Below are 24,034 nucleotides of genomic sequence, written 5' to 3' on the forward strand. Positions count from 1 at the left end.
AAGGGAGAAACTCTATGGAGTATAAGATCCGAGAAATGAAAAATGAAGACTATGATGAGATCTTTGCACTGTGGGGAACGATTCATGGGTTTGGCATTCGAACGATAGACGATTCAAAAGAAGGCGTAATGCGTTTTATAAAACGTAATCCGACTACTAGTATTGTGGCAGAATCCGATGGCCATATTGTAGGTTCGATTTTGTGCGGACATGATGGCAGATGCGGTTGCTTTTATCATGTCTGCGTTAAAGAAGAATATCGCAAACATGGAATTGGAAAGGCAATGGCAGTATATGCGATGAGAGCATTGCAAAAGGAACACATTAATAAGGTGGATTTGATTGCATTTCGTGAGAACACGGGAGGAAACGAATTCTGGATACATGTGGGCGCTAAAAAACGTGAGGATGTCAATTATTATGATTTTAATTTGAATGAAGAAAATATTACCCGCTTTAACAGCTGATGGAGGTAGATAATGAAGATAATCAAGGGCGGTGTAACTGCTGCGAAAGGGTATTTTGCAGCAGCGGTTGCAGCAAAAATCAAATATGAAGGCCGAACAGATATGGCAATGGTGTATTCAGAAGTTCCATGCGTCAGTGCAGGTACATTTACCAGAAACATTGTGAAAGCAGCGCCGGTAAAATGGGATCGTGATGTGGTTTATTCGCAGGCGAAACCGCAGGTGGTTGTGGTAAATTCCGGGATAGCGAATGCCTGCACCGGAGAAGAAGGTATGGGATATTGTAAAGAGACGGCAAAAGCCTGTGCAAAAGCTTTAAATGTAGACAAAGCAGGTGTGCTGGTTGCCTCCACAGGTGTAATCGGGATGCAACTTCCAATTGATCGTATCTGTAATGGAATAGATGCTTTGGCAAAAGAACTTGATCGTTCTATCGAGGCCGGTAATAAGGCGGCAAAAGCAATTATGACAACGGATACCCATGAAAAAGAAGTAGCGGTCACAATTGAGATTGACGGAAAAGAAGTTACCATTGGTGGCATGAGCAAGGGAAGCGGAATGATTCATCCGGATATGTGCACAATGCTGGGATTTGTTACCAGTGATATTGCAATTGCAAAAGAGTTATTGCAAGAGGCTGTATCGGAGATTGTTGACGATACCTTTAATATGATTTCCGTAGATGGTGACACCTCGACAAATGATACACTGCTGGTACTTGCTAATGGTATGGCAGGAAATGTAGAAATTACGAAAAAAAACGAAGATTATAAGAAATTCTATGAAGCGCTTCGATATGTCAATGAAGAACTTGCGAAGATGATGGCAGGAGACGGTGAAGGCGCAACGGCTCTGTTTGAAGTGAAGGTCATCCATGCAAAAACCAAAGATGAGGCTAAGGTAATCAGCAAATCGGTGATTACCTCATCGCTGACAAAGGCTGCAATTTTTGGACATGATGCAAACTGGGGAAGAATTCTTTGTGCAATGGGATATTCCGGAGCGCAGTTTGATCCGGAAAAGGTGGATCTTACATTTGAAAGTGCAGCCGGCAGTATGCAGATTATTGAAAATGGCGTAGCACTTGATTATTCGGAAGAAGAAGCAACCAAAATATTATCGGAGCCGAAGGTGACGGTTATAGCAGATATTAAGCAGGGCGAGGAAACAGCAACGGCTTGGGGCTGTGATTTGACCTATGATTATGTGAAAATTAATGCGGATTACCGTTCGTAAAAAAGAAAGGACTTTAAATCAATGTCAGACGATACGATGAAACAAGTAATGGAAAAGGCGGAAGTATTAATAGAAGCTCTTCCTTATATTCAAAGATTTAACCGAAAGGTTATCGTTGTAAAATACGGCGGAAGTGCAATGATTGATGAAGAACTTAAGATGCATGTGATTCAGGATGTGACACTTCTAAAGCTGGTTGGATTTAAGCCTATCATTGTACATGGTGGGGGAAAAGAAATCAGTCGCTGGGTCGGAAAAGTCGGAAAAGAAGCCGAGTTTGTCAATGGGCTTCGTAAGACAGATGAAGAGACGATGGAAATAGCAGAGATGGTTCTTGGACGTGTAAATAAATCACTTGTTCAGCAGGTGCAGCAGCTTGGCGTAAATGCAGTCGGAATCAGCGGAAAAGACGGTGGCCTTTTAAAGGTGAAAAAGAAATTGTCCGAGGGACAAGATATTGGATATGTCGGGGAAATAACACAGGTGAATCCGAAAGTGTTGTATGATCTGTTAGAAAAAGATTTTCTGCCGATTGTTTTTCCGGTTGGTCTTGATGACGAGTTTAATACCTATAATATTAATGCTGATGATGCAGCTTGTGCAATTGCAAGTGCAATGAAGGTTGAAAAACTTGCATTCCTTTCTGATGTGGAAGGTGTCTATATGGATCCGAATGATAAGAGTTCCTTGATCTCGGAACTGACTTGCAAGCATGCAAAAGAATTAATGGAAAGCGGCAATATCAGCGGTGGTATGATACCAAAGCTAAACAATTGTATTTCTGCAATTGAAAGTGGTGTGTCAAGAGTTCATATTTTAGATGGAAGAATAGCGCATTGTTTGTTGCTTGAAATATTTACCAATAAAGGAATAGGAACTGCAATTCTGGATGATGAGCAGGAAAAATTCTATCACCCACAGGGAAAGTAAGGAGTATTAATAACATGAATCAACAAAATTATATTGACGAAGTAGAAAAAAGTGTTCTTCATACATATAACCGTTTTCAGATGGTGATTGATCATGGTGACGGTGTTTATCTGTATGATACCGATCAAAATCAATATCTTGATTTTGCTGCAGGGATTGCAGTAATGGCATTGGGATATAATCATAAAGAATATAATGAGGCATTAAAAAATCAGATTGATAAAGTTTTGCATATTTCCAATTTATATTATTCGGTTCCTTTAATGGAAGCTGCAAGTAAGGTTACGAAGGCGGCTGATATGGAACGAATCTTTTTTACGAATTCGGGAACGGAAGCGATAGAAGGTGCGATTAAGGCAGCTAAGAAATATGCATATACAAGAGATGGACATGCCGGTCATGAAATTATTGCCATGCAGCATTCGTTCCACGGACGAAGCATCGGCGCATTGTCGGTTACTGGTACAGAAAAATATCAGATTCCATTTGCACCATTACTGCCGGGAGTGAAATTTGCAACGTATAATGATCTAGAATCCGTAAAAGCGCAGATTACAGATAAGACTTGTGCAATCATTATGGAAACCGTACAGGGAGAGGGCGGTATCTATCCGGCACAGAAAGAATTTATAGAAGGTGTTCGCAAGATTTGTGATGAAAAAGATATTATCATGATTCTCGATGAAGTACAGTGCGGTATGGGACGTTCCGGCAAGTTGTTTGCATGGCAGAATTACAATGTTAAGCCGGATATTATGTGTCTTGCAAAAGCACTTGGATGCGGCGTTCCGGTTGGAGCATTTTTGATGACACAAAAAGTTGCGGATCAATCACTTGCACCGGGAGACCATGGAACGACATATGGCGGAAATCCTTTTGTTGGAGCGGCGGTTTCGAAAGTTATGGATATTATGCAGCGAGATCATCTTCCGGAACATGCAGCGAAAGTTGGAGAATATCTTTATGAGAAGCTTGAACAATTGATGGAGGAAGAAGAATGTATCACTGCACATCGCGGAATTGGATTGATTCAGGGTGTTGAGTGTTCATTGCCTGTAGGTAAGGTCTGTGCAGAAGCTTTAAAGCAAGGCGTTTTAATTATTTCAGCCGGATCGAACGTGCTTCGATTTGTTCCACCGCTTGTTATTGAAGAAAAGCATGTCGATGAGATGATTGTAAAACTGAAAAAGGCACTTGCGATTTGCAAGGAAAATGCATAAAATAAAAATGGTATGTAAGTCCTTTTGAGAACGTTTATAGTGATTGAAAGGATTGAGTTATGAAGAGAAAAATTATAGTTTTATTTATAGTATGCTGCATATTTGCAATGCTAACCGGGTGCTGTGTGACACAAAGTCAGGATGATTTACTGGTTTCACAAACGGAAAGCACGAATCTTTCTGTATCAGGTGAAGATGATGACCAAATAAAGTTATGTGTATATGTGTGCGGAGCCGTAAAAAGTCCGGGTGTGTATACTTTGAAAAAAGGCGCACGTATTTATGAAGCCGTAGAACTTGCAGGTGGTCTTACCGGAAAGGCGCAACAAGATGGGATCAATCTGGCTGAAGAGGTAACGGATGGTCAGATGGTTGTGGTTCCTGTAAAGGAAAAGACTGAGAAAAGTGAGGCTGTAAGCGAGAATACCGCTGATGGCAAGGTGAATATTAATTCGGCAACAAAGGAAGAGCTTATGACATTAAGCGGTATAGGCGAGGCAAAAGCGCAGGCGATTATTACCTATCGTGAGGAAAATGGTTTGTTTTCTGCGGTTGAAGACCTGGTCAATGTGTCGGGAATAGCAGATGGAACTTTAAATAAAATTAAAGATAGTATCAAAGTGAATTAAAGGGGAAGTATCATGGCAAAGAAAGTATTGGTTGTTGATGATGAGAAATTAATCGTAAAAGGAATTCGCTTCAGTCTTTTACAAGACGGAATGGAAGTTGATGTCGCTTATGATGGCGAAGAAGCTTTGGAAAAAGTAAAGAGCGGTTCTTATGACATCATACTTTTGGACGTGATGCTGCCTAAAATGGATGGTTTTGAAGTATGTCAATCAATCCGTGAATTCTCTACAGTGCCGATTATTATGTTGACGGCAAAGGGGGATGATATGGATAAGATTTTGGGCTTGGATTATGGAGCCGATGACTATATTACAAAACCATTCAATATATTAGAGGTGAAGGCCAGAATTAAAGCAATTATGCGTCGAAGCGCATCTTCAGAGAAGAAAGAGCAGGCGACGGATGTTGTGGAAAATGGCAATTTAAGACTCGAAAGAGAAAGCCGCAGACTGTTTATATCAGGGGAAGAAATACGTCTGACGGCGAAAGAATTTGACCTTTTAGAGCTGTTGGTAACCAATCCCAACAAAGTATTTAGCCGAGAGAATCTGTTAGAAATCGTTTGGGGATATGAATATCCGGGCGATGTTAGAACAGTGGATGTTCATGTTAGACGTCTTCGCGAGAAGATTGAGACAAATCCAAGGGAGCCTCGGTATGTACATACAAAATGGGGAATGGGTTATTATTATAAAGGTTAGCGAGAAAAAATAGTATGAAAAGGTTTCAATCGGTTCGAAGATTTTTTCACAGTTTAAGATTTCGAATTATCATTATATTCTTAATATTCTCAGTTGTTCCGGCGCTTGTTATCGAGTCCGGGATTATGAAATCCTATATTAAGACCTCGGTTGCGAACAGGACGGTCTCGATCTTGACAGAGACGAAACTGCTCGCAAATCAGATGGCTTCTTCTGATTATTTTAACAATACTTCCAATGAATTAATCACTACACAGATTAACCAGATGTCAACAATTTACGGCGGGCGAATCATGGTAATTGATGACTCGTTTCGGATTGTTATGGACTCTTATGATATTGATGCCGGAAAGACCATTATTTCCGAAGAAGTAACTAAGAGTTTGCAGGGTGAAGAAACAACAAAGTATGATAAAGAGCATCGTTATATCAAGATAACGGTTCCTATTACCGATACGGAAGAATCGGATGTGATTGGCGTATTTACCGTTAGCGTTTCTACCGATGAGTTTCAAAACACAGCGGATGAGATGACCGGAAATATTGGAATATTTGAAGTTATCATGGTTCTTTTGTTGGTCGTTTTATCTGCTTTTGCCTCAGGAATGCTTGTAGCGCCGATTCGGCGAGTGCAAAAGAGTATGGCAACAATTAGAGCAGGCGTGACAGGGGAAAAGATTAACGTAAAAGGATATATTGAAGCACAAGAAATAGCAGAAACGGTAAATCATCTGATGGAGCAGGTAGATGCTATGGAATCCTCGAGACAGGAGTTCGTATCAAATGTCTCACATGAGCTTAAAACCCCTCTTACATCTATGAAAGTGCTTGCTGATTCGCTTGTCGGACAAGAAGAAGTTCCCAATGAATTGTACAAGGAATTTATGGTGGATATTGCAGATGAAATCGAGAGGGAAAATCAGATTATTAACGATTTGTTATCGCTTGTAAAGCTTGATAAATCTGAAGGTACGATGAACATCGAACTTGTTAACATCAATGAATTGCTTGAGCTTATTATGAAGCGTTTGCGTCCGATTGCAGAAAAGCAAAATGTTGAGCTGGTGCTGGAAAGTTTTCGTCCGGTTAGTGCGCAGGTTGATGAAGTAAAACTGACTTTGGCATTGTCTAATCTTGCGGAAAATGCAATTAAATATAATAATCCGGAAGGCTTTGTACATGTATCGTTAAATGCGGATCACCAATATTTTTATGTTAAGGTGGAAGATTCCGGAATTGGAATACCGCAAGATAGTATCGATCACATTTTCGAAAGATTCTATCGTGTAGATAAGTCCCATTCGAAAGAAATTGGAGGAACGGGACTTGGTCTTGCGATTACCAAAAATGCCATATTGATGCATAATGGTGCAATTCGAGTACATAGTGAAGAAGGAAAAGGGACAACATTTATTGTTCGTATTCCGTTGAATTATGTATCTTAGAAATGAGGAGAAAAGATTTTGAAAAAACTAGGTCTGTTATTCGCATGCATACTTATGATGATTACCATTTTGGGAGGATGCAGCAATTCGGATGAGCAAAGTGAATATGAGATTTCCTATGTCAATATGGACGGAACCACGACATATAAGGTTGGATATGATACGGACACGACGGATGTAGATGAACTCGTGGATGAAATGCTTGGGCTTTTGTCGGAGGATCCGGGGCAGATTGAGTATAAAAATGCGATTCCGTCTTCTGTAACACTGAATTATTACAGCAGAAGCGATGACGAACTGACGATTGATTTTGATGAGGGATACCTTGAGATGGATACGGTAACAGAGGTGTTATGTCGGGCTGCAATTGTACAAACGATGGTGCAGATTGATGGAGTCTCTTATGTTGCAATCACGGTAAATGATGCGCCAATTACAGACGAAGATGGTAATGTCTATGGATTTATGAATGAAGAAGACTTTATTGAAAATCCCGGGGAGCAGATTAATATGTATCAGCAGTCTACGATTACATTGTATTATGCGAATGAAGATGGAGATGGATTGGTCGCAGAGACGGATACGGTATATGAGACCAGTGATATGTCCATGGAAAAGGTCGTAATTGAGCAGCTTATGAAACAGCCGGAGACCAAGGGTCTTCGTTCGGTTATTCCAAGCGGAACGAATCTTCTTGGGGTTTCGGTAATGGATGGAATATGTGTAGTAAACTTTGATAATGGATTTTTAAATCAGGATTATTCCATTGCGGAGAGCGTTGTGATTTATTCGATCGTCAATTCCTTGACGGAGTTGTCTTCCATTTCCAAAGTTCAGATTTCTGTAGACGGAGAGACGGATATCATCTATCGAACCGCATATTCTTTGTCGGAACTTTATGAAAGAAACCTCGATTGCGTACAAGAACTCGAATCTTCCCCGCAGACGGAGGGTGAGGGATATTCAAGTAACAACTAGAGCAGTCTTATGGATTGTGGAAAGTTATCTTCTGGCAGTGATATTGGTTTTATATTGCTGCCCGCAGATTATTTTAGGAGGATGTTTTGCAGTCGGCATTCAGATTCTATGGATGCGCAAACATTCCGTTCATATAAGTCGCCTTATGGGTATTATAATGGTGACGGTCTTTTGCTTTGGAGCAATCAATTGCATTTCTAAAAAAAACAGCATGCAGACAGAACAATTAAATATGCTGCAGGATAAGTGGTGCACGCTTGCGGGAAAAATTGTCGACATTCAGACCAAGGAGGATGAGACAATATATTTGGTGCGTCATGCAACTTTATTATATGCTAAGGAGAAGATTCGAATATCGGGTATTTATGCATATCAACAACAAGTTTTGAAGGAAGAAACAGGTAAGGTTGGAGACTGGATTGTACTTAAGGGATATTACAAAATGCCCCAAAAGGCAATGAATGAGGGAGGCTTCGACGCTGCAAGTTATTATCGCAGTAAACAGATTGATGGATTTTTGTTTCAAGCGGTTTGTGTAAAGAAAAAAGCGGTTTCGGCTCCTATTCGTCAAAATTTGTATGCATTGCGAGAACGTCTTGATAGGGTGTTTTTGAATCTTTTGCCTAAGGCTTATGCGTCTTTGGCACAAGGAATGATTCTTGGCGAAAAACAAAATGTAGATGAGGATATGAAAGCGTTGTATGCCGATGCCGGTATTGCGCATTTGCTTGCTATTTCGGGACTGCATGTGTCGATGGTTGGGAACGTGCTTCGAAGGGGCTTGAAAAGAATGCGTTTGAAGGGAATTTGGGCAGATGCGATTTCTTTTGTTTTTGTAGTATGCTACATTGTTATGACCGGAGGCTCGCCTACCGCAATCAGAGCCGGAATTATGTATGGCATTATGTTACTGGGACCTAGACTGAATGAAGCTTATGATCTGCTTACGGCACTTGCAATCAGTGCTTTTGTGGAACTTGTTTATAACCCTTATATGCTTGCAAGCAGCTCTTTTTTGTATTCCTATATGGCGATTTTTGGCATCATCATACTTGGAAAGCCACTGGTAGAGAATTATAAAAACAGCTTTAAAAGAAAAAAGGGGAGAATGCAAAAATGCAAAGATGTTTTCATTGAAGGGCTTCTTGTTTCAGCATCCATTCAGGTTATGCTTTTGCCACTGCAGATGTATACCTACTATGAAGTGTCTTTATTTGGCACTTTGCTTAATGTGTTGGTTTTGCCGCTTAGCGGTTATCTGATTGGTGATTTGTTTGTGGCGGCCATCGGTGGCATGTTTTGGATTCCGGTTGGAAGGACACTGGCAATTGTAGGAGAGGGAATCTTTTGGCTTTATGAATGGTTATGCAAAGGGAGCTTGGAGATTCCGGGAAGCACGATTGTCACGGGGCAACCAAAACTTTCCACGGTAGTAATCATCTATATTTGCATATTTGGTGTCGGGATTTTGATTCGAAAAAGCAAGATTCGTCAAATGGTTTTACTTGCGGCATGCTATTTCCTATGCAGTTTGGGAAGTGTACAAAAAGTGCCCGAATTTGAAATGGATGTATTATATGTTGGACAAGGAGATGGAATATTTCTTCGCACAGACAAGAAACATACTATTTTTATAGATGGAGGAAGTACTTCGGATCAGGAACTTGGCGAAAGAACACTTTTTCCGTTTTTCAAAGCAAAGAAAATTACAAAGATTAATTACTGGTTTGTATCACATGGTGATGAGGATCATATTTCCGGTTTGAAATATGCAATCACAAATGGTTATCGAATCGAACATCTTGTTGTTGCCAGGCTGCAAAAGAATCAGGAAGCAATCAAAAAACTCACGCAATTGGCCGGTGCGTATGGGATACCGGTTGTGTATATGTCGCAAGGGCAATCCTTTCAATGGGACCGCACAAGGATTACAGCGCTTTATCCGGGAGAAGATGCGGATGTGTCGGATGCAAATGCAGCCTGTCTTGGACTTAAGATCGATGTGGGCGAGTTTTCGGGATTGTTTTTGGGTGACCTTGGAACCTGTGAAGAGGAAGAAATAGCAAGGCAGTATGATTTAAGCAATATTGATTTTTATAAGGTGGATCATCACGGCTCTAAATACTCAAACAGCGAGGTGCTTTTAAGTGAAATGAACCCAAAACTGGCTTGTGTTTCCTATGGGGAGAAGAACCGGTATGGACATCCTCATAAGGAGGCGCTTTTGCGAATCGCACAATATTCGAAAAAAATTCACAAGACAGCGGTGGATGGACAGCTTAAGATTGTGTACTAGATTCATTTTGATTTGGTAGGGAATGTGGTATAATCAAACAATGAATATTTTAAAAAAGTGCGCAGTATTTGGTTTGGCGATGATGCTGATGGTTTCCGGGTTGGCAATCACGCAGCAGGTACAGGCGGCAACTGTAAGCACCGGAAAATTTACAATTAATAATAAACGATACAACGCTTCAAGTGACCAAAGCTCAAGCGGATGGAGATGGGATACGCAGACGGCAACGTTGACGCTGAATGGCTTTACATCTTCTTATGGCCTTGTGTTTGATAATTTGTCTCAGGATGTAACCATCAAAGTGAGAGGTACTAATACGATTACTTCGACTTCGAATACCGCTATCGATTTTAGTGAAACAGATCAGGATGTATCGTTTGTGGGAAAGAAGAATGGAACACTGACCGTAACGGACAATAATAGTGAGATGCTTTTGGTTGTAAAAAATAATCTGACGATTTCGGATATGATACTGAATCTGACAAGTTCCGGGTCGGAAAATTATGTAGGTGTAGTGGTTGGCGGTGCATTGGCGCTTAAGAATATGGGCGGCACCTGGAACTTTGACGATGCATCTATAGGGGTTGGAACTCTCGGCAAGATTACAAAGGAAAATGTTAAATCATCTAAGAAGATTGCCTATTATACGAACGGAGAGGATACGTTGTATACATTTGTTTCGGGAAGCACAACCAAGTATACGGATGAAGACGATTTTATGGATGTCGTTGCAACGTCGATTACATTTACGCAAAAAAAGCCGGTTGTAGGTGTTACATATATTGTTTCCGGGGTGAAATATCTTGTCACATCAGATAGTACGGTTACCGTAAGCGGATGCAGCAGTTCTCTTAAAAAACTTGTGATTCCCAATACCGTGAAGATTGGATCAGCATCCATGAAAGTGACGCAGATTCAACAAAAGGCTTTTGCAACAAATACAAAACTCAAAAGTGTTACGATAAAAGGAAAGTATTTAACTAAGATTGGGAAAAAGGCGTTTTATAAATGCAGCAATCTTAAGACTGTGAAGTTTACCAAGAAAACTTCAGTAAAAATTGCAAGTAAAGCATTTAAAGGAATTTACGCAAAGGCGAAGATTCAGATTGTAAAAAAATCCTATAAAGCGGTTAAGAAAAAAATAAAATCTTCCGGCATCGCATCAACGGTGACGTTTTCGAAGATTTAGGAGGAAGTTAAGATAATGAAATTAGAAGCATTACTAGAACGGATGGAATATGAATTGCTCTTTGGTGATCTTGAAAAAGAGGTTACCGGTGTCTATTATGATTCGAGAAAAGTATCAAACGGTGGTTTGTTTGTCGCAATCAGTGGAACGGTCGTAGATGGGCATTCTTTTATACCAAAAGCCATAGAAGCAGGAGCCAAGGTGCTTGTTGTGGAAAGAGATGATATTGAGGCACCGGCGGATGTGACGATTATAAAGGCGAAGGATAATCGGATTTCTCTGGCGATTTTATCGGCTGCATGGTTTGGCTATCCGGCGGATCGATTGAAAGTGATTGGTGTAACCGGAACAAAAGGTAAGACCACAACAACTTATATGGTAAAGTCGATTCTTGAAAGCGCAGGTTATAAAGTAGGGCTGATTGGAACGATTGAAGCAATTATCGGAGAAGAAAAAATTCCGGCAAGTAATACAACTCCCGAATCTTACATTATTCAGGAATATTTTGCAAAAATGTTAGATGCCGGCTGTGAGATGTGTGTAATGGAGGTGTCTTCGCAGGGACTTATGATGCACAGAACGGACGGATTTACTTTCGAAATTGGAATCTTTACAAATATCGAACCGGATCACATCGGTCCGAATGAGCATAAGGATTTTGATGACTATATGCATTGTAAAGGATTGCTATTTAAACAATGTCGGCTGGGAATTGTCAATGGGGATGATCCGCATTATAAAGATGTGATCGAAGGCCATACCTGTCAGTTAGAGACATATGGACTTAAGGAAGAGAATGATATTTATGCTAAGAATGTGAAACTTCTTCATGAACCGGGATATCTTGGTGTATCTTATGAGGTTTCCGGAAAGCTTGATTTTCCGGTTAAGATTGATTTACCGGGAACCTTTAGCGTATACAATTCATTGACGGCAATTGCGATTTGCCATCATTTCAAAGTGTCTGAGGAAAAGATGCAAAAGGCTTTGGCTAAGGCAAAGGTTAAGGGAAGAATCGAAATGATTAAAGGTTCAGATGAATTCTCCCTTATGATTGATTATGCGCATAATGCCATGAGCTTAAAGAGTCTTTTGACAACATTAAAGGCTTATCATCCAAAACGAATTGTTTGTGTATTCGGTTGCGGAGGTAACCGTTCTAAACTTCGCCGTTATGAAATGGGAGAAGTGTCAGGACAATATGCCGATCTTACCATAATTACATCGGATAATCCACGCGATGAAGAACCGCAGGCGATTATTGAGGATATTAAAATCGGAATGGCTAAGACAGATGGTCAATATGTAGAAATAGCGGATCGTAAGGAAGCAATTCGTTATGCAATAGAACATGGAGAAAAAGGTGATGTAATTGTGTTAGCCGGAAAGGGACATGAAGATTACCAGGAAATTAAGGGTGTGAAATATCCTATGGATGAACGCGTTCTCATTGCAGAAGTATTAGAAGAGTTAAAACGGTAGAAAAGTCAACCGCCTTGAAGCAAATGCAAAGGCAGCCAAATGATAATACAAAGGATAAAGGAGAATCATGCATGGCGCTTTACGCCAACGTTGTAATTGATATATCGATTCAAAAATTAGATAGAACCTTTCAGTATCGGGTGCCAAAAGAGATGATGCAAAGTATTGCACCGGGAATGTGTGTGCAGGTGCCGTTCGGGAAAGGGGATATTTTAAAAAAAGCATACGTCTTAGAACTGACTAATGAGGCTACATACGACGAATCCAAATTAAAATGTATATCGGCTATTTTGACGGATGAAGTTGCAATTGAAAATCATCTGATTTCGCTTGCTGCTTGGATGCGAAAGTATTATGGAGGCACGATGAATCAGGCTTTAAAGACCGTGCTTCCAATTAAATCCAAAGTAAAAGAAAATCAGCAAAAGACGATTCATCTTAAGATGCGACAAGATGAGGCCTTGCATTTTCTTAAAGAATTTAAAAGGAAACATCAAAATGCCAAAGCAAGACTATTAGAAGCTTTGATAGAAAATCCGACATTGCCGCAAGAATTTTTGACTCAGAAATTAAATATTTCTGGTCAGACAATAAGGAGCTTTGAAACAAAGAATTATATTGAGATTGAGACAAGTCGCGTTTACCGAGATCCGATTCAGGCGTTTGGCGATCTGCCTATGGCAAAGCCATTTGTTTTAAATGAACAGCAGCAAAAGATTGTCGATGAGTTTGTTGCGGATTATAAAAGACAGGAATTTAAGACCTATCTTATTCATGGTGTAACAGGAAGTGGTAAGACGGAGGTTTATATGGGAATGATCGATGAAGTCCTTGCAAATGGACGACAGGTCATTGTATTGATTCCGGAGATTGCACTGACCTATCAGACTGTGATGAGGTTTTATAGACGTTATGGAAAAAAAGTTTCTATATTGAATTCTAAAATGTCTGCCGGAGAACGTTATGATCAGTATGAACGTGCCAAGGCGGGAGAGGTGTCTTTGATTATCGGACCGCGTTCGGCACTTTTTATTCCGTTTCAAAACCTTGGGTTGATTGTCATTGATGAAGAGCATGAATCCAGTTATAAAAGTGAAACAGTTCCGCGCTATCATGCAAGAGAAACTGCAATTGCAAGAGCTAAGATGGTAGGAGGGAGCGTTGTGCTAGGTTCAGCCACGCCGTCAGTAGAGAGTTATTATCTGGCTAAGACGGGGCAGTATAAACTGTTTGAACTTACAATGAGAGCGAAGAATCAGCCGCTTCCCCAGACTAGGATTGTAGATCTTAGAGAGGAATTGAAAAAAGGAAATAAACATATTTTCTCGGATGACTTACAACAAGCGATTGCACAGAGGCTAAAAAGACATGAGCAAACGATTCTTTTCCTTAATCGAAGAGGAATGGTGGGGTTTGTCTCTTGCAGAAGCTGCGGTGAAATTATCAAATGTCCACATTGTGACGTTTCTTTGAGTCAGCATAATAATGGAAAATTGATTTGCCATTATTGCGGCTATACCATACCAATGGTTAAGAAGTGTCCGGTATGTTCATCGCCATATATTGGTGGGTTTAAGGCCGGAACACAAAAAATAGAAGAAGAAATCAAGCGATTGTATCCACAAGCAAGAGTGCTTCGAATGGATGCAGATACGACCAGAAAAAAGCACGATTATGAGAAAATCTTATCTGCGTTTTCAAATGAAGAAGCAGATATCCTGATTGGGACACAGATGATTGTAAAAGGACATGATTTTCCAAAAGTAACCCTTGTTGGAGTTATCGCAGCTGATTTGTCGCTTGGGGTAAGTGATTATAGAGCCGGTGAGCGTACGTTTCAGCTACTTGTACAAGCAGTTGGAAGAGCGGGAAGAGGCGAAGCACCGGGGGAAGCGATTATTCAGACTTATCAGCCTGAGCATTATAGTATTTTGGCTGCTGCGCAGCAAGATTATACGGCATATTATGAAAAAGAGATTGGTTATCGCATTTTGATGGATTATCCGCCGGCGTCCAATCTTTTATTTGTGCTTGTGACTTCCAAAAATGAAGCATTGGCTCAAGCGGAGATTACACGAATGTATCGTGCAGTTATTAACAGCAAGATTGAAGGGCTTGGAGTTATCGGACCTGCAGAACCGTCTGTTGCTAAGATAAATGATGTTTATAGAAAGGTGCTTTACCTAAAACATGAAGATTTGGACTTTCTTGTAAAGATTAAGGATGCACTTGAAAAGTTGACAAAACAGGATGTGCAGTATAAAAATATTATGATACAATATGATTTCAACCCCATGAATTTTGGTTAAAGAGTTTATGAGTATAGATATTTAGTGGAGGATAGTTATTATGGCTTTAAGAGAGATAAGAATTTTAGGTGATCCCGTTTTGGAAAAGGTATCACGAGAGGTGAAAGAAATTACACCACGTATTCAAGAGCTCATAGTAGATATGTTAGAGACGATGTATGATGCGGCAGGTGTCGGACTGGCAGCTGTTCAGGTTGGTGTGCTTAGGAGAGTGGTTGTGATTGATTGTGGAATCGATCCATTAACCGGAGAAGAAGCTGAATACGGAGAATGCGCAGTCGTAATGATTAATCCGAGAATTATCGAGACCAGCGGGGAGCAAACCGGTGATGAAGGATGTCTTAGTTATCCTGGAAAAGCCGGTATTGTAACACGTCCGGATTATGTTAAGGCTGTATATTATGATGAAGAAATGAACGAGTGCGAGATCGTTGGGGAAGGGTTGCTGGCAAGAGCGATTTGTCATGAGCTCGATCATCTTGACGGTCATATGTATGTGGAAAAGGTGGAAGGCGAAGTGCATGATGTTCAATATGCAGATCCTTCCGAAGAAGAGGAATAAGTATGAGAGTAATATTTATGGGAACGCCGGATTTTTCGGTAGGAACACTGAAAGCACTTTACGAAGCAGGACATGAGATTGCATTGGTTGTTTCACAGCCGGACAAGGCAAAGGGCAGAGGGAATAAGATGCAGCCGACACCGGTGAAGGAAGCGGCGTTAGAGCTGGGGCTTTCAGTCTATCAGCCAAAACGTGTCAGGGAAGAACAAAGTATAGAATATCTGCGTTCATTTAATGCTGATATAATCGTTGTGGTTGCTTTTGGGCAGATTTTACCAAAGGAAATCTTATCAATGCCAAAATATTGTTGTGTTAATGTGCACGCTTCTTTGCTTCCGAAATATCGCGGAGCTGCCCCGATTCAATGGGCGGTCATTAATGGAGAGAAAGTAAGCGGTGTTACGACGATGCGAATGGATGAAGGTCTTGATACCGGTGATATGATTATGACGAAAGAAGTGCCCCTTGCCCCTGATGAGACGGGGGGAAGTTTATTTGATAGACTTGCTGAAGTTGGTGCACATTTGTGTGTAAAGACACTTGAAGCGATAGAACAAGGAACGGCTGTTTATACGAAGCAAAATCATGAACAGGCGACGATTACGCATATGATAAAAAAGAAAGATGGTCGCATTGATTTTTCCAAATCAGCGATAGAAATTGAACGACTGATTCGGGGGATGAATCCATGGCCGAGTGCATATACGTACTTGAATAATAAAATGCTGAAAGTATGGTCGGCGCAAGCATGTGAAGGCGATGAAAAGGGCGTAGAAGGTGAAATTATCGAAGCTTGTCGGGATGGAATCAGAGTACAAACCGGTGATGGGATACTGATTCTTAAAGAGGTTCAACTGGAAGGAAAGAAACGCATGTCAGCGGATGCATTTCTTCGTGGCTATAAGGTGGAAGCCGGAGAAATCCTTGGAAAGGATGAGCAATAATTGGCAAAGGAAAATATCAGAGCCATATCTTACGAGGCTCTCTATGAAATATTGGAACGAGGAGAGTACTCACATCTTGTAATCAGAGCTGTTTTGGATAAATATGCTTATTTGGAAAAGCGCGATCGTGCATTCTTTACCAGATTGACAGAAGGAACCATTGAGCGATGTGTAGAGCTGGATTACCTGATTGAACAGGTTAGTGCTACTAAGGTAAAAAAGATGAAGCCGCAGATTCGTACCATCATACGAATGGGTGCATATCAGTTAAAATATATGGACGCCGTTCCGGACAGTGCTGCCTGTAATGAAGCGGTCAAACTGGCAAAGAAAAAAGGATTTGCCTCTCTTAGCGGATTTGTAAATGGGGTTCTTCGTAATTTGGCCAGGAAGATGGAGAATCTTAAGTATCCGTCAGATGAGATGGAAGAATTGTCGGTTCGTGCATCGATGCCGTTGTGGCTGGTAGAGCATTTTGTCAAGTCATACGGAATGGAAAAAACAAAAGATATCTTGCATTGTTTTCTTGCAGAGCAACCGACGTCTATTCGGGTTAACATAAGGAAGATAGATCGAAAGACCTTGTTAGAGCGTCTTGCGGATAGAGGAATTTTGTGTGAGCCATCATCTATGCTTGAAGAAGCAGCGTATCTTAGTTCCTATGACAGGCTAAGTGATTTGGATGAATTTGCCAAAGGATTGTTTAGCGTGCAGGATATTAGTTCTATGATGGTTGGAGAATGGATAAATGCAAAGCCCGGCGAAAGGATTTTGGATGTGTGCGCCGCACCTGGAGGAAAAGCGCTTCATGCGTATGAACGTATGGGCGGAAGCGGACAAGTAATCGCAAGGGATCTGACATCGGATAAAGTCGATATGATTTTAGAAAATGCCAAGCGTCTTGGGGCTGATCATCTTACCTGTGAGATTTGGGATGCAACTGTTTTTGATTCGAAGCTTTCCGGCAAGATGGACGCGGTGATTGCAGATCTTCCATGTTCCGGTCTTGGAATAATCGGGAAAAAGACAGATATAAAATACAAAATCACGAAAGAGCAGCTAGATGAGCTTAGTGAATTGCAAAAGGTGATTTTGAAAAATGCGGCCGGATATGTCAAACCGGGAGGTCGATTGGTTTTTAGTACCTGTACCATGAATCCGGGGGAAAATGAGGAAAATGTCAGGTGGTTTGAAGAACAGTTTCCGGAGTTTTCGTTTGTGAAAAAAGAACAGGTATTTCCGAAAAAAGGAATTAGTGATGGATTTTTCATCTCTCTGTTTATTAAGAAGGAAAGAGCATGAGTAAAGTAGATATACGATCTTGTGATAGAAAACAATTACAAGATTATATGGAAAGTCTTGGAGAAAAAGCTTTTCGTGCGAAGCAGTTATATGGATGGCTACATCAGAAAATGGCGAAAGATTACAAAGAGATGGGGAATATACCAAAGTCTCTTAAGGAAAAGCTTGTCAATACCGGTGAATTGACAACGCTTAAGATTAAGACGATGCAAGAATCTAAAATTGATGGCACAAGAAAGTATTTGTTTGAACTGCCGGACGGACATTTGATTGAGAGTGTTTGGATGAAATATAAGCATGGTAACAGTGTCTGTATTTCGTCACAGGTAGGTTGCAAGATGAATTGTTCGTTTTGCGCATCTGCAATCGGAGGATGGGTTCGAAATCTGACTGCCGGTGAGATGTTAGAGCAGATTTATCGAATTTCACGAGACACTCAAAAGAGGGTCTCAAATGTTGTGGTGATGGGAACCGGTGAGCCGCTTGATAATTATGATAATCTTGTAAAGTTTATTCATATGTTATCAGATAAAAACGGGTTGAATATTTCACAAAGATCCATAACGGTTTCTACGTGTGGAATTGTGCCAATGATCAATAAGCTGGCACAGGAAAAGTTGCAGATTACATTGGCATTGTCGCTTCATGCGGCTGATCAAAAACGAAGATGTGAACTTATGCCGATTGCAAACACCTATGAAATTCATGAAGTCGTGGATGCGTGTCGCAATTATTTTGAACAGACCGGGAGAAGGGTTTCCTTTGAATACAGTCTGATTCAAGGTAAGAACGATTCAAAGGAAGATGCACAGTTGCTCGCGAGACTCTTAAAAGGGATGAATTGTCATGTGAATCTGATTCCGATTAATCCGGTTCGAGAAAGAAGTTATGTACAACCGGATATGTCTCATGTGCAGGAATTTAAAAACAACCTTGAAAAATATATGATAAATGTTACTATTAGAAGGGAACTTGGGCGAGATATAGATGGCGCATGTGGACAATTGCGTAAGGGATATCTTGACTCAGTTAAAGAAACCCCACATATCTAAGAAAAGGTGGGAGATAATAAAAGGAAAGGGAAGGTACTGACTATGAAAGTGGCAGCTAGGACGGACATTGGACAGAATCGTGATATGAATCAGGATTTTATTTTTGTGTCAGAAAATCCGGTAGGGAACCTTCCGAATCTTTGCGTGGTTGCTGATGGGATGGGCGGTCATAATGCTGGTGAATATGCTTCACAAAAGACGGTGGAGGTTATGATAGCGCAATTAATGCGAGGCGGTAAGGAATCGATTAAAGAACAGATTAGAAACGCAGCTTATCAGGCAAATCAGACGATTTTAGATGTGGCCAAGTCCGATCAGAAGATGCAGGGCATGGGGACAACACTGGTAGGTGTTGTATGTGACGGTGCGAAAGCTACCGTTTTTAACGTTGGTGACAGCAGGATGTACATCATTCGTTCGAATGGAATCAGTCAAGTGACAGAGGACCATTCACTTGTTCAGGAAATGGTGAACAAGGGTGAAATTACGAGTGCCGATATGAAAGAACATCCTAGAAAAAATATAATTACAAGAGCAGTAGGAGTGCAGGATGAATTGGATGTAGATTTCTTTGACTTAGAACTTAAGGAAGGAAATCTCCTTTTATTGTGCTCGGATGGACTTAGCAATATGTTGAAAGAAGAAGAGATACAGCAGGTTGTATACAATCGGAAGATTTCAATTGAGTTAAGGGTGGAACAATTAGTGCAAATGGCAAATGATAATGGTGGAGCTGATAATATCTCCGTTATCCTGGTTGATCCATTTGCGTAAAGAGGTGTAAATTATGTTAAATGTGGGAACATTTTTGGCAGACAGATATGAAGTCATTGGAAAAATAGGAACCGGCGGAATGTCGGATGTTTATAAAGCAAAAGATCATTCACTTGGAAGAAATGTTGCAGTGAAGGTGCTTAAGGATGAATTCGCAGATGACGTGAATTTTGTTACGAAATTTCGAAGTGAGGCGCAGTCAGCAGCAGGGCTTGAACATCCAAATATTGTAAATATTTATGATGTTGGAAGTGAGAATGGCCTTCATTATATTGTGATGGAGTATGTGGAGGGGATTACCCTTAAGACATATATTGAAAAGAAGGGACAGCTGACTTATAAGGAAGCTGTCAGTATAGCAATTCAGGTGGGCCGTGGAATTGAGGCTGCACATAATAAAAATATCATTCATCGTGATATTAAGCCGCAGAATATTATTATTTCGACGGAAGGTAAAGTAAAGGTTACGGATTTCGGAATTGCGAGGGCGGCTTCTGCAAATACGATTAATTCGGATGTTATGGGATCGGTGCATTATTCTTCACCTGAGCAGGCACGCAATGGATTTGTTGATGGAAAGAGTGATGTTTATTCACTTGGTATTGTAATGTATGAGATGGTTACAGGCCGAGTACCGTTTGATGGGGATACTACGGTTGCTGTAGCAATTCAACATTTGCAGGAAGATATGGTCAGTCCAAGTGCTTATGCGCCGGATCTTCCGATCAGTATTGAAAAAGTAATTTTAAAATGTACGCAAAAGAGCGCTGACAGAAGATATGAGTCAATGGCTGATTTGCTTGTAGATCTTAAGAAAGTTCTTATTTCACCAAACGAAGATTTTGTTACGATGGTTCCTCTTGATAATGATAAGACAAGAGTTATTACCGAAGATGAACTGCGCCAGATTCAAGAAGAAGCTGATCAAACCGATACAGAGCTAACGGACGCAGAGAATGAGGAAGAAGATGAGGATGGCGCTATCAATCCGAGGATGGAGAAACTGATGACAATTCTTGGGATTGTTGCGGCGATTATTATTGTCATTGTAGTGATTTTGATTATTGCTAAACTTGCCGGTGGGTTGAATTTTGGAAGCTCTGATGATGAGGATACAACTACTGCGGTTGAGCAGGAGAATGAAAAAGTTACGATGATAGATTTGACTGACATGTCTTATGATGCAGCAGAAGATGCATTAGAGGAACTTGGTCTTACAATAAAAAATGGAGGAACGGTTTCTTCGGATACGATTGATGAAGGTAATGTTGTTTCTCAAGATGTTGAAGAAGGAGAGGAAATCTCTAAAGGTTCTACCGTAACCGTAACGCTTAGTTCCGGAGCAGGAGAGATTTCAGTGCCGGACGTGACAGGATATGAAGAGTCTTCGGCAATTAATACACTAGAAGATAAAGGACTTAAATATACCAGAGAATATGAATACTCTGACAGCGTTGAATCAGGAAAAGTAATTTCAACGGATCCTGCTGCAGGCAGCTCTGTGAAGGAAGGCGATACGATAACCATTACAATATCGCAAGGTGTGGAAACGGTTCAAGTGCCGGATGTGACAGGAAAAACAAAGAAAAAAGCAAAGGCAGCACTTGAAAGTGCCGGCCTTAAATTGGGAAATGTAACTTCTGAGTATTCGGATTCTGTTGCAAAAGGAAAAGTAATTTCGCAGGGAGTAGCATCCGGTAAATATGTTGATTCCGGAACAAGTGTATCCATTGTAGTTAGCTTAGGACCTGAGACGGTTACGTATTCCTTTAGTACGAAGATTACTTTGCCGGAATCTTCAGACAATGAAGTAAAGTCTGCAAATATTACACTTTATGATAATAGTGGAAATGTCCTTTCATCCTGGAATGGTGTTTCGGCTTCAAAATTCGGTTCAAGTGGATATTCTATTTCCGTATCTGATATTACTTCTTCTAAGAAAGGTAAGTTGGTTATAGAATGGATATTAGAGGATGGATCAACGAGTACGCAGACAGAAAGTGTTACATTTACGAAGGATTAATATGCAAGGTAAGATTGTAAAAGGAATTGCCGGCTTCTACTATGTTCATGTAGTGGGAGCCGGTGTTTATGAATGTAAAGCAAAGGGAATATTCCGAAAAGACAAAATCAAACCACTTGTGGGTGATGTTGTAGAAATCAGTATCATTGATGAAGATCAGATGACCGGAAATGTGGAGGAAATTCTTCCAAGAAAGAATGCGTTGATTCGACCGGCGGTTGCCAATATTGATCAGGCACTTGTTATTTTTGCAGCTCAAAATCCGGATGTAAACTATCATCTGCTTAACACGTTTTTAGTTCGTATGGAATATGCTGATGTTCCATCGGTTATATGCTTTAATAAGGCGGACCTTATCACACGGGAGGAACGATGCTTATATGAGCAATATTTTAAAGGAACCGGATATAAAATCATTTTTACCAGTGCTAAAAAAGAAGAAGGCATAGATGAGATGATGGAAATTCTTCGCAATCGTACGACAACGGTCGCAGGACCTTCGGGTGTCGGGAAGTCTTCCCTGGTCAATCTTATTGCGCCTAAGGCTCAGATGGAGACCGGAGAAATCAGTGAAAAGATTAAAAGAGGGCGCCATACGACGCGTCATGCTCAGTTGATTCACATTGAAGAGGATACCTATATTTTCGACACGCCGGGATTTAGTAATCTGGCGGTTCCGGATATGGAAAAAGAAGCTTTAGAGTCTTGTTTTCCGGAATTTTTACCACATATTGGAAAGTGCCGGTTTACGGGGTGTGCCCATGTGTCAGAGCCGGATTGCGCGGTAAAGGCTGCGCTGGAACAGGAGTTGTTTTCGGTGGAGCGTTATGAAGAATACAAAGTTATGTATGAGGAAATAAAAAGTCGTAAGAGATATTAAGGGATTTGGAGGCTAATATGAATTATTTATCACCATCGCTATTAGCAGCGGATTTTGCTAAATTAGGAGAGCAGGTACAGCTTATTGAGCAGGCAGGGGCTCATTATGCACATATAGATGTTATGGATGGGATGTTCGTACCTAGTATTTCGTTTGGATTACCCGTTATCGCATCCATTCGAAAAGTATCAAAGATTCCATTTGATGTACATCTTATGATCGAAGAGCCGGATCGTTATATTAAGGAATTTGCCGATGCTGGAGCGGATATTATAACGGTTCATGCGGAGGCATGTAAGCATCTTGATCGAACGATTCAGCATATCCACGAATGTGGTTTAAAAGCAGGTGTTGCCCTGAATCCGTCTACACCGCTTGAAGTTTTGCGGTATGTCTTGGAAGATTTGGACCTTGTTTTGGTAATGTCTGTAAATCCGGGATTTGGCGGACAAAAGTATATTCCGTATTCGACAAAGAAGATTAAAGAACTTCGTAAGATGTGCGATGAGGTAAATCCGGATATTATGCTTGAAGTAGATGGCGGTATTAAGACCACGAATGTTCTTGAAGTGATTGGTGCAGGAGCGAATATGATAGTGGCTGGTTCTGCTGTGTTTAAAGACGATGTCACGAAGAATGTTACAGAATTTTTGAAACTTATGAACCAGGATTAAGGAGAAAATGTGAAAGCGGCAATAATTAGCGGAGGAATACTTGATAATAATTTTATACTGTCCTATCTGGATGAGTCATTTGACTGTATGATTGCGGCAGATAAGGGACTCTTGTTTTTCTATGAAACAGGAAAAAAGCCGGATTTGATTATGGGAGATTTTGATTCTATACCATCTAAGATTCTTTCGCATTACCGTGAGACCATGCCGGATCGCATCTTGACATATCCTTCTGTTAAGGATGAGACGGATACAGAACTTGCCATTTTAAAAGCCTTGGAGATGGGAGCTAAGAAGATACACCTTCTGGGCGCAACAGGAGGAAGAGTGGATCATCTTCTTGGAACAATGAAGAATCTTGGACTGGGACTGGATAAAGGAGCAGAGATTTATCTGGTTGACAAGGCGAATCGTATACGGATGATTGCGGAAGGAAAGACCGTTTTGCATAAAAATGATATGTTTGGAACTTATTTTTCTATTATCCCATACGAAAATAGTCTGAAAGGACTTACGATTCGCGGCTCTATGTATGATGTTCAACAGATTACTTTGGAAGGATTCATCTCAAGAGGAGTTAGTAATCAGATGCTAGAAGATGTTGTGGAAATTGAAATTGAAGAAGGGAAAGCGTATCTGATGGAAACTTGTGACTGATTTGGTAAAAGGGATGAGATAAAAAAAACCGACTTTGGTTTCGTAATATATAGTACTTTAGTCTTGACAACTAGGGGAATGGGTACTAAAATCTTAACTATACAGTTGCTTTGTCGACAGGCAATTGTAGGAGTCGAAATCAAGGAGGATTAGTTTATGAGTAGATCAGTTGGAATTAAGTTTTTTGCGGTATTAATGGTAGCTTTTGTTTTTGTGACAGTATCAGGATGTGGGATTTTTGGATAATTTGGTAGTTGTTCTTACTTGTGAGAACGACTGTTGA

Annotated in this window: 21 protein-coding genes; all 21 read left to right on the forward strand. The window is 40.6% G+C overall.

Annotated features, from left to right (window positions below):
* Positions 1 to 14: 14 nt before the first annotated feature.
* The 21 genes from BLS20_RS05960 to BLS20_RS06060 all read left to right on the forward strand — a co-directional run bounded on the left by BLS20_RS05960 (position 15) and on the right by BLS20_RS06060 (position 23,751).
* Entirely contained in the window at positions 15 to 467 is a 453-nt protein-coding gene (locus BLS20_RS05960) for a GNAT family N-acetyltransferase (protein WP_090173253.1), read from the forward strand.
* 12 nt (positions 468 to 479) lie between these two features.
* Positions 480 to 1,703, forward strand: a complete 1,224-nt coding sequence (argJ, locus tag BLS20_RS05965; protein ID WP_090173256.1) for a bifunctional glutamate N-acetyltransferase/amino-acid acetyltransferase ArgJ — start codon at positions 480 to 482, stop codon at positions 1,701 to 1,703.
* A 21-nt stretch (positions 1,704 to 1,724) separates the two neighbouring features.
* Complete coding sequence (gene argB / locus BLS20_RS05970) at positions 1,725 to 2,633, forward strand: acetylglutamate kinase (RefSeq protein WP_090173258.1); 909 nt, start codon at positions 1,725 to 1,727, stop codon at positions 2,631 to 2,633.
* A 14-nt stretch (positions 2,634 to 2,647) separates the two neighbouring features.
* On the forward strand, positions 2,648 to 3,853 hold the full coding sequence (locus BLS20_RS05975) for an aspartate aminotransferase family protein (RefSeq protein ID WP_090173260.1): 1,206 nt from the start codon (positions 2,648 to 2,650) through the stop codon (positions 3,851 to 3,853).
* 59 nt (positions 3,854 to 3,912) lie between these two features.
* Positions 3,913 to 4,482 (forward strand): helix-hairpin-helix domain-containing protein, encoded by a 570-nt coding sequence (locus BLS20_RS05980; protein WP_090173261.1) that lies wholly within the window; start codon positions 3,913 to 3,915, stop codon positions 4,480 to 4,482.
* A gap of 12 nt (positions 4,483 to 4,494) precedes the next feature.
* A complete protein-coding gene (locus BLS20_RS05985; RefSeq protein ID WP_090173263.1) occupies positions 4,495 to 5,184 on the forward strand; it encodes a response regulator transcription factor in 690 nt (229 codons plus the stop codon).
* 14 nt (positions 5,185 to 5,198) lie between these two features.
* On the forward strand, positions 5,199 to 6,629 hold the full coding sequence (locus tag BLS20_RS05990) for a sensor histidine kinase (RefSeq protein WP_090173265.1): 1,431 nt from the start codon (positions 5,199 to 5,201) through the stop codon (positions 6,627 to 6,629).
* Positions 6,630 to 6,647: 18 nt separating this feature from the next.
* Positions 6,648 to 7,607: a GerMN domain-containing protein gene (locus BLS20_RS05995; RefSeq protein ID WP_242870539.1), complete on the forward strand. Its 960-nt coding sequence runs from the start codon at positions 6,648 to 6,650 to the stop codon at positions 7,605 to 7,607.
* Complete coding sequence (locus BLS20_RS06000) at positions 7,582 to 9,903, forward strand: DNA internalization-related competence protein ComEC/Rec2 (RefSeq protein ID WP_176762313.1); 2,322 nt, start codon at positions 7,582 to 7,584, stop codon at positions 9,901 to 9,903. The genes BLS20_RS05995 and BLS20_RS06000 overlap by 26 nt, the downstream gene beginning before the upstream one ends.
* 40 nt (positions 9,904 to 9,943) lie before the next feature.
* The gene (locus tag BLS20_RS06005) at positions 9,944 to 11,092 is read left to right on the forward strand and encodes a leucine-rich repeat protein (RefSeq protein ID WP_176762314.1); all 1,149 of its coding nucleotides are present in this window, start codon (positions 9,944 to 9,946) and stop codon (positions 11,090 to 11,092) included.
* 15 nt (positions 11,093 to 11,107) lie between these two features.
* Positions 11,108 to 12,574: a UDP-N-acetylmuramoyl-L-alanyl-D-glutamate--2,6-diaminopimelate ligase gene (locus BLS20_RS06010; protein WP_090173270.1), complete on the forward strand. Its 1,467-nt coding sequence runs from the start codon at positions 11,108 to 11,110 to the stop codon at positions 12,572 to 12,574.
* A gap of 71 nt (positions 12,575 to 12,645) precedes the next feature.
* A complete protein-coding gene (priA, locus tag BLS20_RS06015; RefSeq protein WP_090173272.1) occupies positions 12,646 to 14,883 on the forward strand; it encodes a replication restart helicase PriA in 2,238 nt (745 codons plus the stop codon).
* Positions 14,884 to 14,923: 40 nt separating this feature from the next.
* On the forward strand, positions 14,924 to 15,445 hold the full coding sequence (gene def, locus BLS20_RS06020) for a peptide deformylase (RefSeq protein ID WP_090173274.1): 522 nt from the start codon (positions 14,924 to 14,926) through the stop codon (positions 15,443 to 15,445).
* A gap of 2 nt (positions 15,446 to 15,447) precedes the next feature.
* On the forward strand, positions 15,448 to 16,389 hold the full coding sequence (fmt, locus tag BLS20_RS06025; protein ID WP_090173276.1) for a methionyl-tRNA formyltransferase: 942 nt from the start codon (positions 15,448 to 15,450) through the stop codon (positions 16,387 to 16,389).
* Entirely contained in the window at positions 16,390 to 17,691 is a 1,302-nt protein-coding gene (gene rsmB, locus BLS20_RS06030; RefSeq protein ID WP_090173278.1) for a 16S rRNA (cytosine(967)-C(5))-methyltransferase RsmB, read from the forward strand.
* Positions 17,688 to 18,743, forward strand: a complete 1,056-nt coding sequence (rlmN, locus tag BLS20_RS06035; RefSeq protein ID WP_090173280.1) for a dual-specificity RNA methyltransferase RlmN — start codon at positions 17,688 to 17,690, stop codon at positions 18,741 to 18,743. The genes rsmB and rlmN overlap by 4 nt, the downstream gene beginning before the upstream one ends.
* A 42-nt stretch (positions 18,744 to 18,785) precedes the next feature.
* Positions 18,786 to 19,517 (forward strand): Stp1/IreP family PP2C-type Ser/Thr phosphatase, encoded by a 732-nt coding sequence (locus tag BLS20_RS06040; protein ID WP_090173282.1) that lies wholly within the window; start codon positions 18,786 to 18,788, stop codon positions 19,515 to 19,517.
* Between the two features lie 13 nt (positions 19,518 to 19,530).
* On the forward strand, positions 19,531 to 21,540 hold the full coding sequence (pknB, locus tag BLS20_RS06045) for a Stk1 family PASTA domain-containing Ser/Thr kinase (protein ID WP_090173284.1): 2,010 nt from the start codon (positions 19,531 to 19,533) through the stop codon (positions 21,538 to 21,540).
* 1 nt (position 21,541) lies between these two features.
* The gene (gene rsgA, locus BLS20_RS06050) at positions 21,542 to 22,420 is read left to right on the forward strand and encodes a ribosome small subunit-dependent GTPase A (protein ID WP_090173286.1); all 879 of its coding nucleotides are present in this window, start codon (positions 21,542 to 21,544) and stop codon (positions 22,418 to 22,420) included.
* A gap of 17 nt (positions 22,421 to 22,437) precedes the next feature.
* A complete protein-coding gene (gene rpe / locus BLS20_RS06055; protein ID WP_090173288.1) occupies positions 22,438 to 23,094 on the forward strand; it encodes a ribulose-phosphate 3-epimerase in 657 nt (218 codons plus the stop codon).
* A 9-nt stretch (positions 23,095 to 23,103) separates the two neighbouring features.
* Positions 23,104 to 23,751 (forward strand): thiamine diphosphokinase, encoded by a 648-nt coding sequence (locus BLS20_RS06060; RefSeq protein ID WP_090173290.1) that lies wholly within the window; start codon positions 23,104 to 23,106, stop codon positions 23,749 to 23,751.
* Positions 23,752 to 24,034 lie beyond the last annotated feature (283 nt).

The sequence above is a fragment of the Eubacterium oxidoreducens genome (assembly GCF_900104415.1).
GTDB classification, from domain to species: domain Bacteria; phylum Bacillota; class Clostridia; order Lachnospirales; family Lachnospiraceae; genus Eubacterium_C; species Eubacterium_C oxidoreducens.

What these genes read in the sequence shown, in the direction of transcription:
- BLS20_RS05960 (WP_090173253.1), top strand. Translation starts at nt 15, where the DNA reads ATGGAGTATAAGATCCGAGAAATGAAAAATGAAGACTATGATGAGATC.
- argJ (WP_090173256.1), top strand. Translation starts at nt 480, where the DNA reads ATGAAGATAATCAAGGGCGGTGTAACTGCTGCGAAAGGGTATTTTGCA.
- argB (WP_090173258.1), top strand. Translation starts at nt 1,725, where the DNA reads ATGTCAGACGATACGATGAAACAAGTAATGGAAAAGGCGGAAGTATTA.
- BLS20_RS05975 (WP_090173260.1), top strand. Translation starts at nt 2,648, where the DNA reads ATGAATCAACAAAATTATATTGACGAAGTAGAAAAAAGTGTTCTTCAT.
- BLS20_RS05980 (WP_090173261.1), top strand. Translation starts at nt 3,913, where the DNA reads ATGAAGAGAAAAATTATAGTTTTATTTATAGTATGCTGCATATTTGCA.
- BLS20_RS05985 (WP_090173263.1), top strand. Translation starts at nt 4,495, where the DNA reads ATGGCAAAGAAAGTATTGGTTGTTGATGATGAGAAATTAATCGTAAAA.
- BLS20_RS05990 (WP_090173265.1), top strand. Translation starts at nt 5,199, where the DNA reads ATGAAAAGGTTTCAATCGGTTCGAAGATTTTTTCACAGTTTAAGATTT.
- BLS20_RS06005 (WP_176762314.1), top strand. Translation starts at nt 9,944, where the DNA reads ATGAATATTTTAAAAAAGTGCGCAGTATTTGGTTTGGCGATGATGCTG.
- BLS20_RS06010 (WP_090173270.1), top strand. Translation starts at nt 11,108, where the DNA reads ATGAAATTAGAAGCATTACTAGAACGGATGGAATATGAATTGCTCTTT.
- priA (WP_090173272.1), top strand. Translation starts at nt 12,646, where the DNA reads ATGGCGCTTTACGCCAACGTTGTAATTGATATATCGATTCAAAAATTA.
- def (WP_090173274.1), top strand. Translation starts at nt 14,924, where the DNA reads ATGGCTTTAAGAGAGATAAGAATTTTAGGTGATCCCGTTTTGGAAAAG.
- fmt (WP_090173276.1), top strand. Translation starts at nt 15,448, where the DNA reads ATGAGAGTAATATTTATGGGAACGCCGGATTTTTCGGTAGGAACACTG.
- rlmN (WP_090173280.1), top strand. Translation starts at nt 17,688, where the DNA reads ATGAGTAAAGTAGATATACGATCTTGTGATAGAAAACAATTACAAGAT.
- BLS20_RS06040 (WP_090173282.1), top strand. Translation starts at nt 18,786, where the DNA reads ATGAAAGTGGCAGCTAGGACGGACATTGGACAGAATCGTGATATGAAT.
- pknB (WP_090173284.1), top strand. Translation starts at nt 19,531, where the DNA reads ATGTTAAATGTGGGAACATTTTTGGCAGACAGATATGAAGTCATTGGA.
- rsgA (WP_090173286.1), top strand. Translation starts at nt 21,542, where the DNA reads ATGCAAGGTAAGATTGTAAAAGGAATTGCCGGCTTCTACTATGTTCAT.
- rpe (WP_090173288.1), top strand. Translation starts at nt 22,438, where the DNA reads ATGAATTATTTATCACCATCGCTATTAGCAGCGGATTTTGCTAAATTA.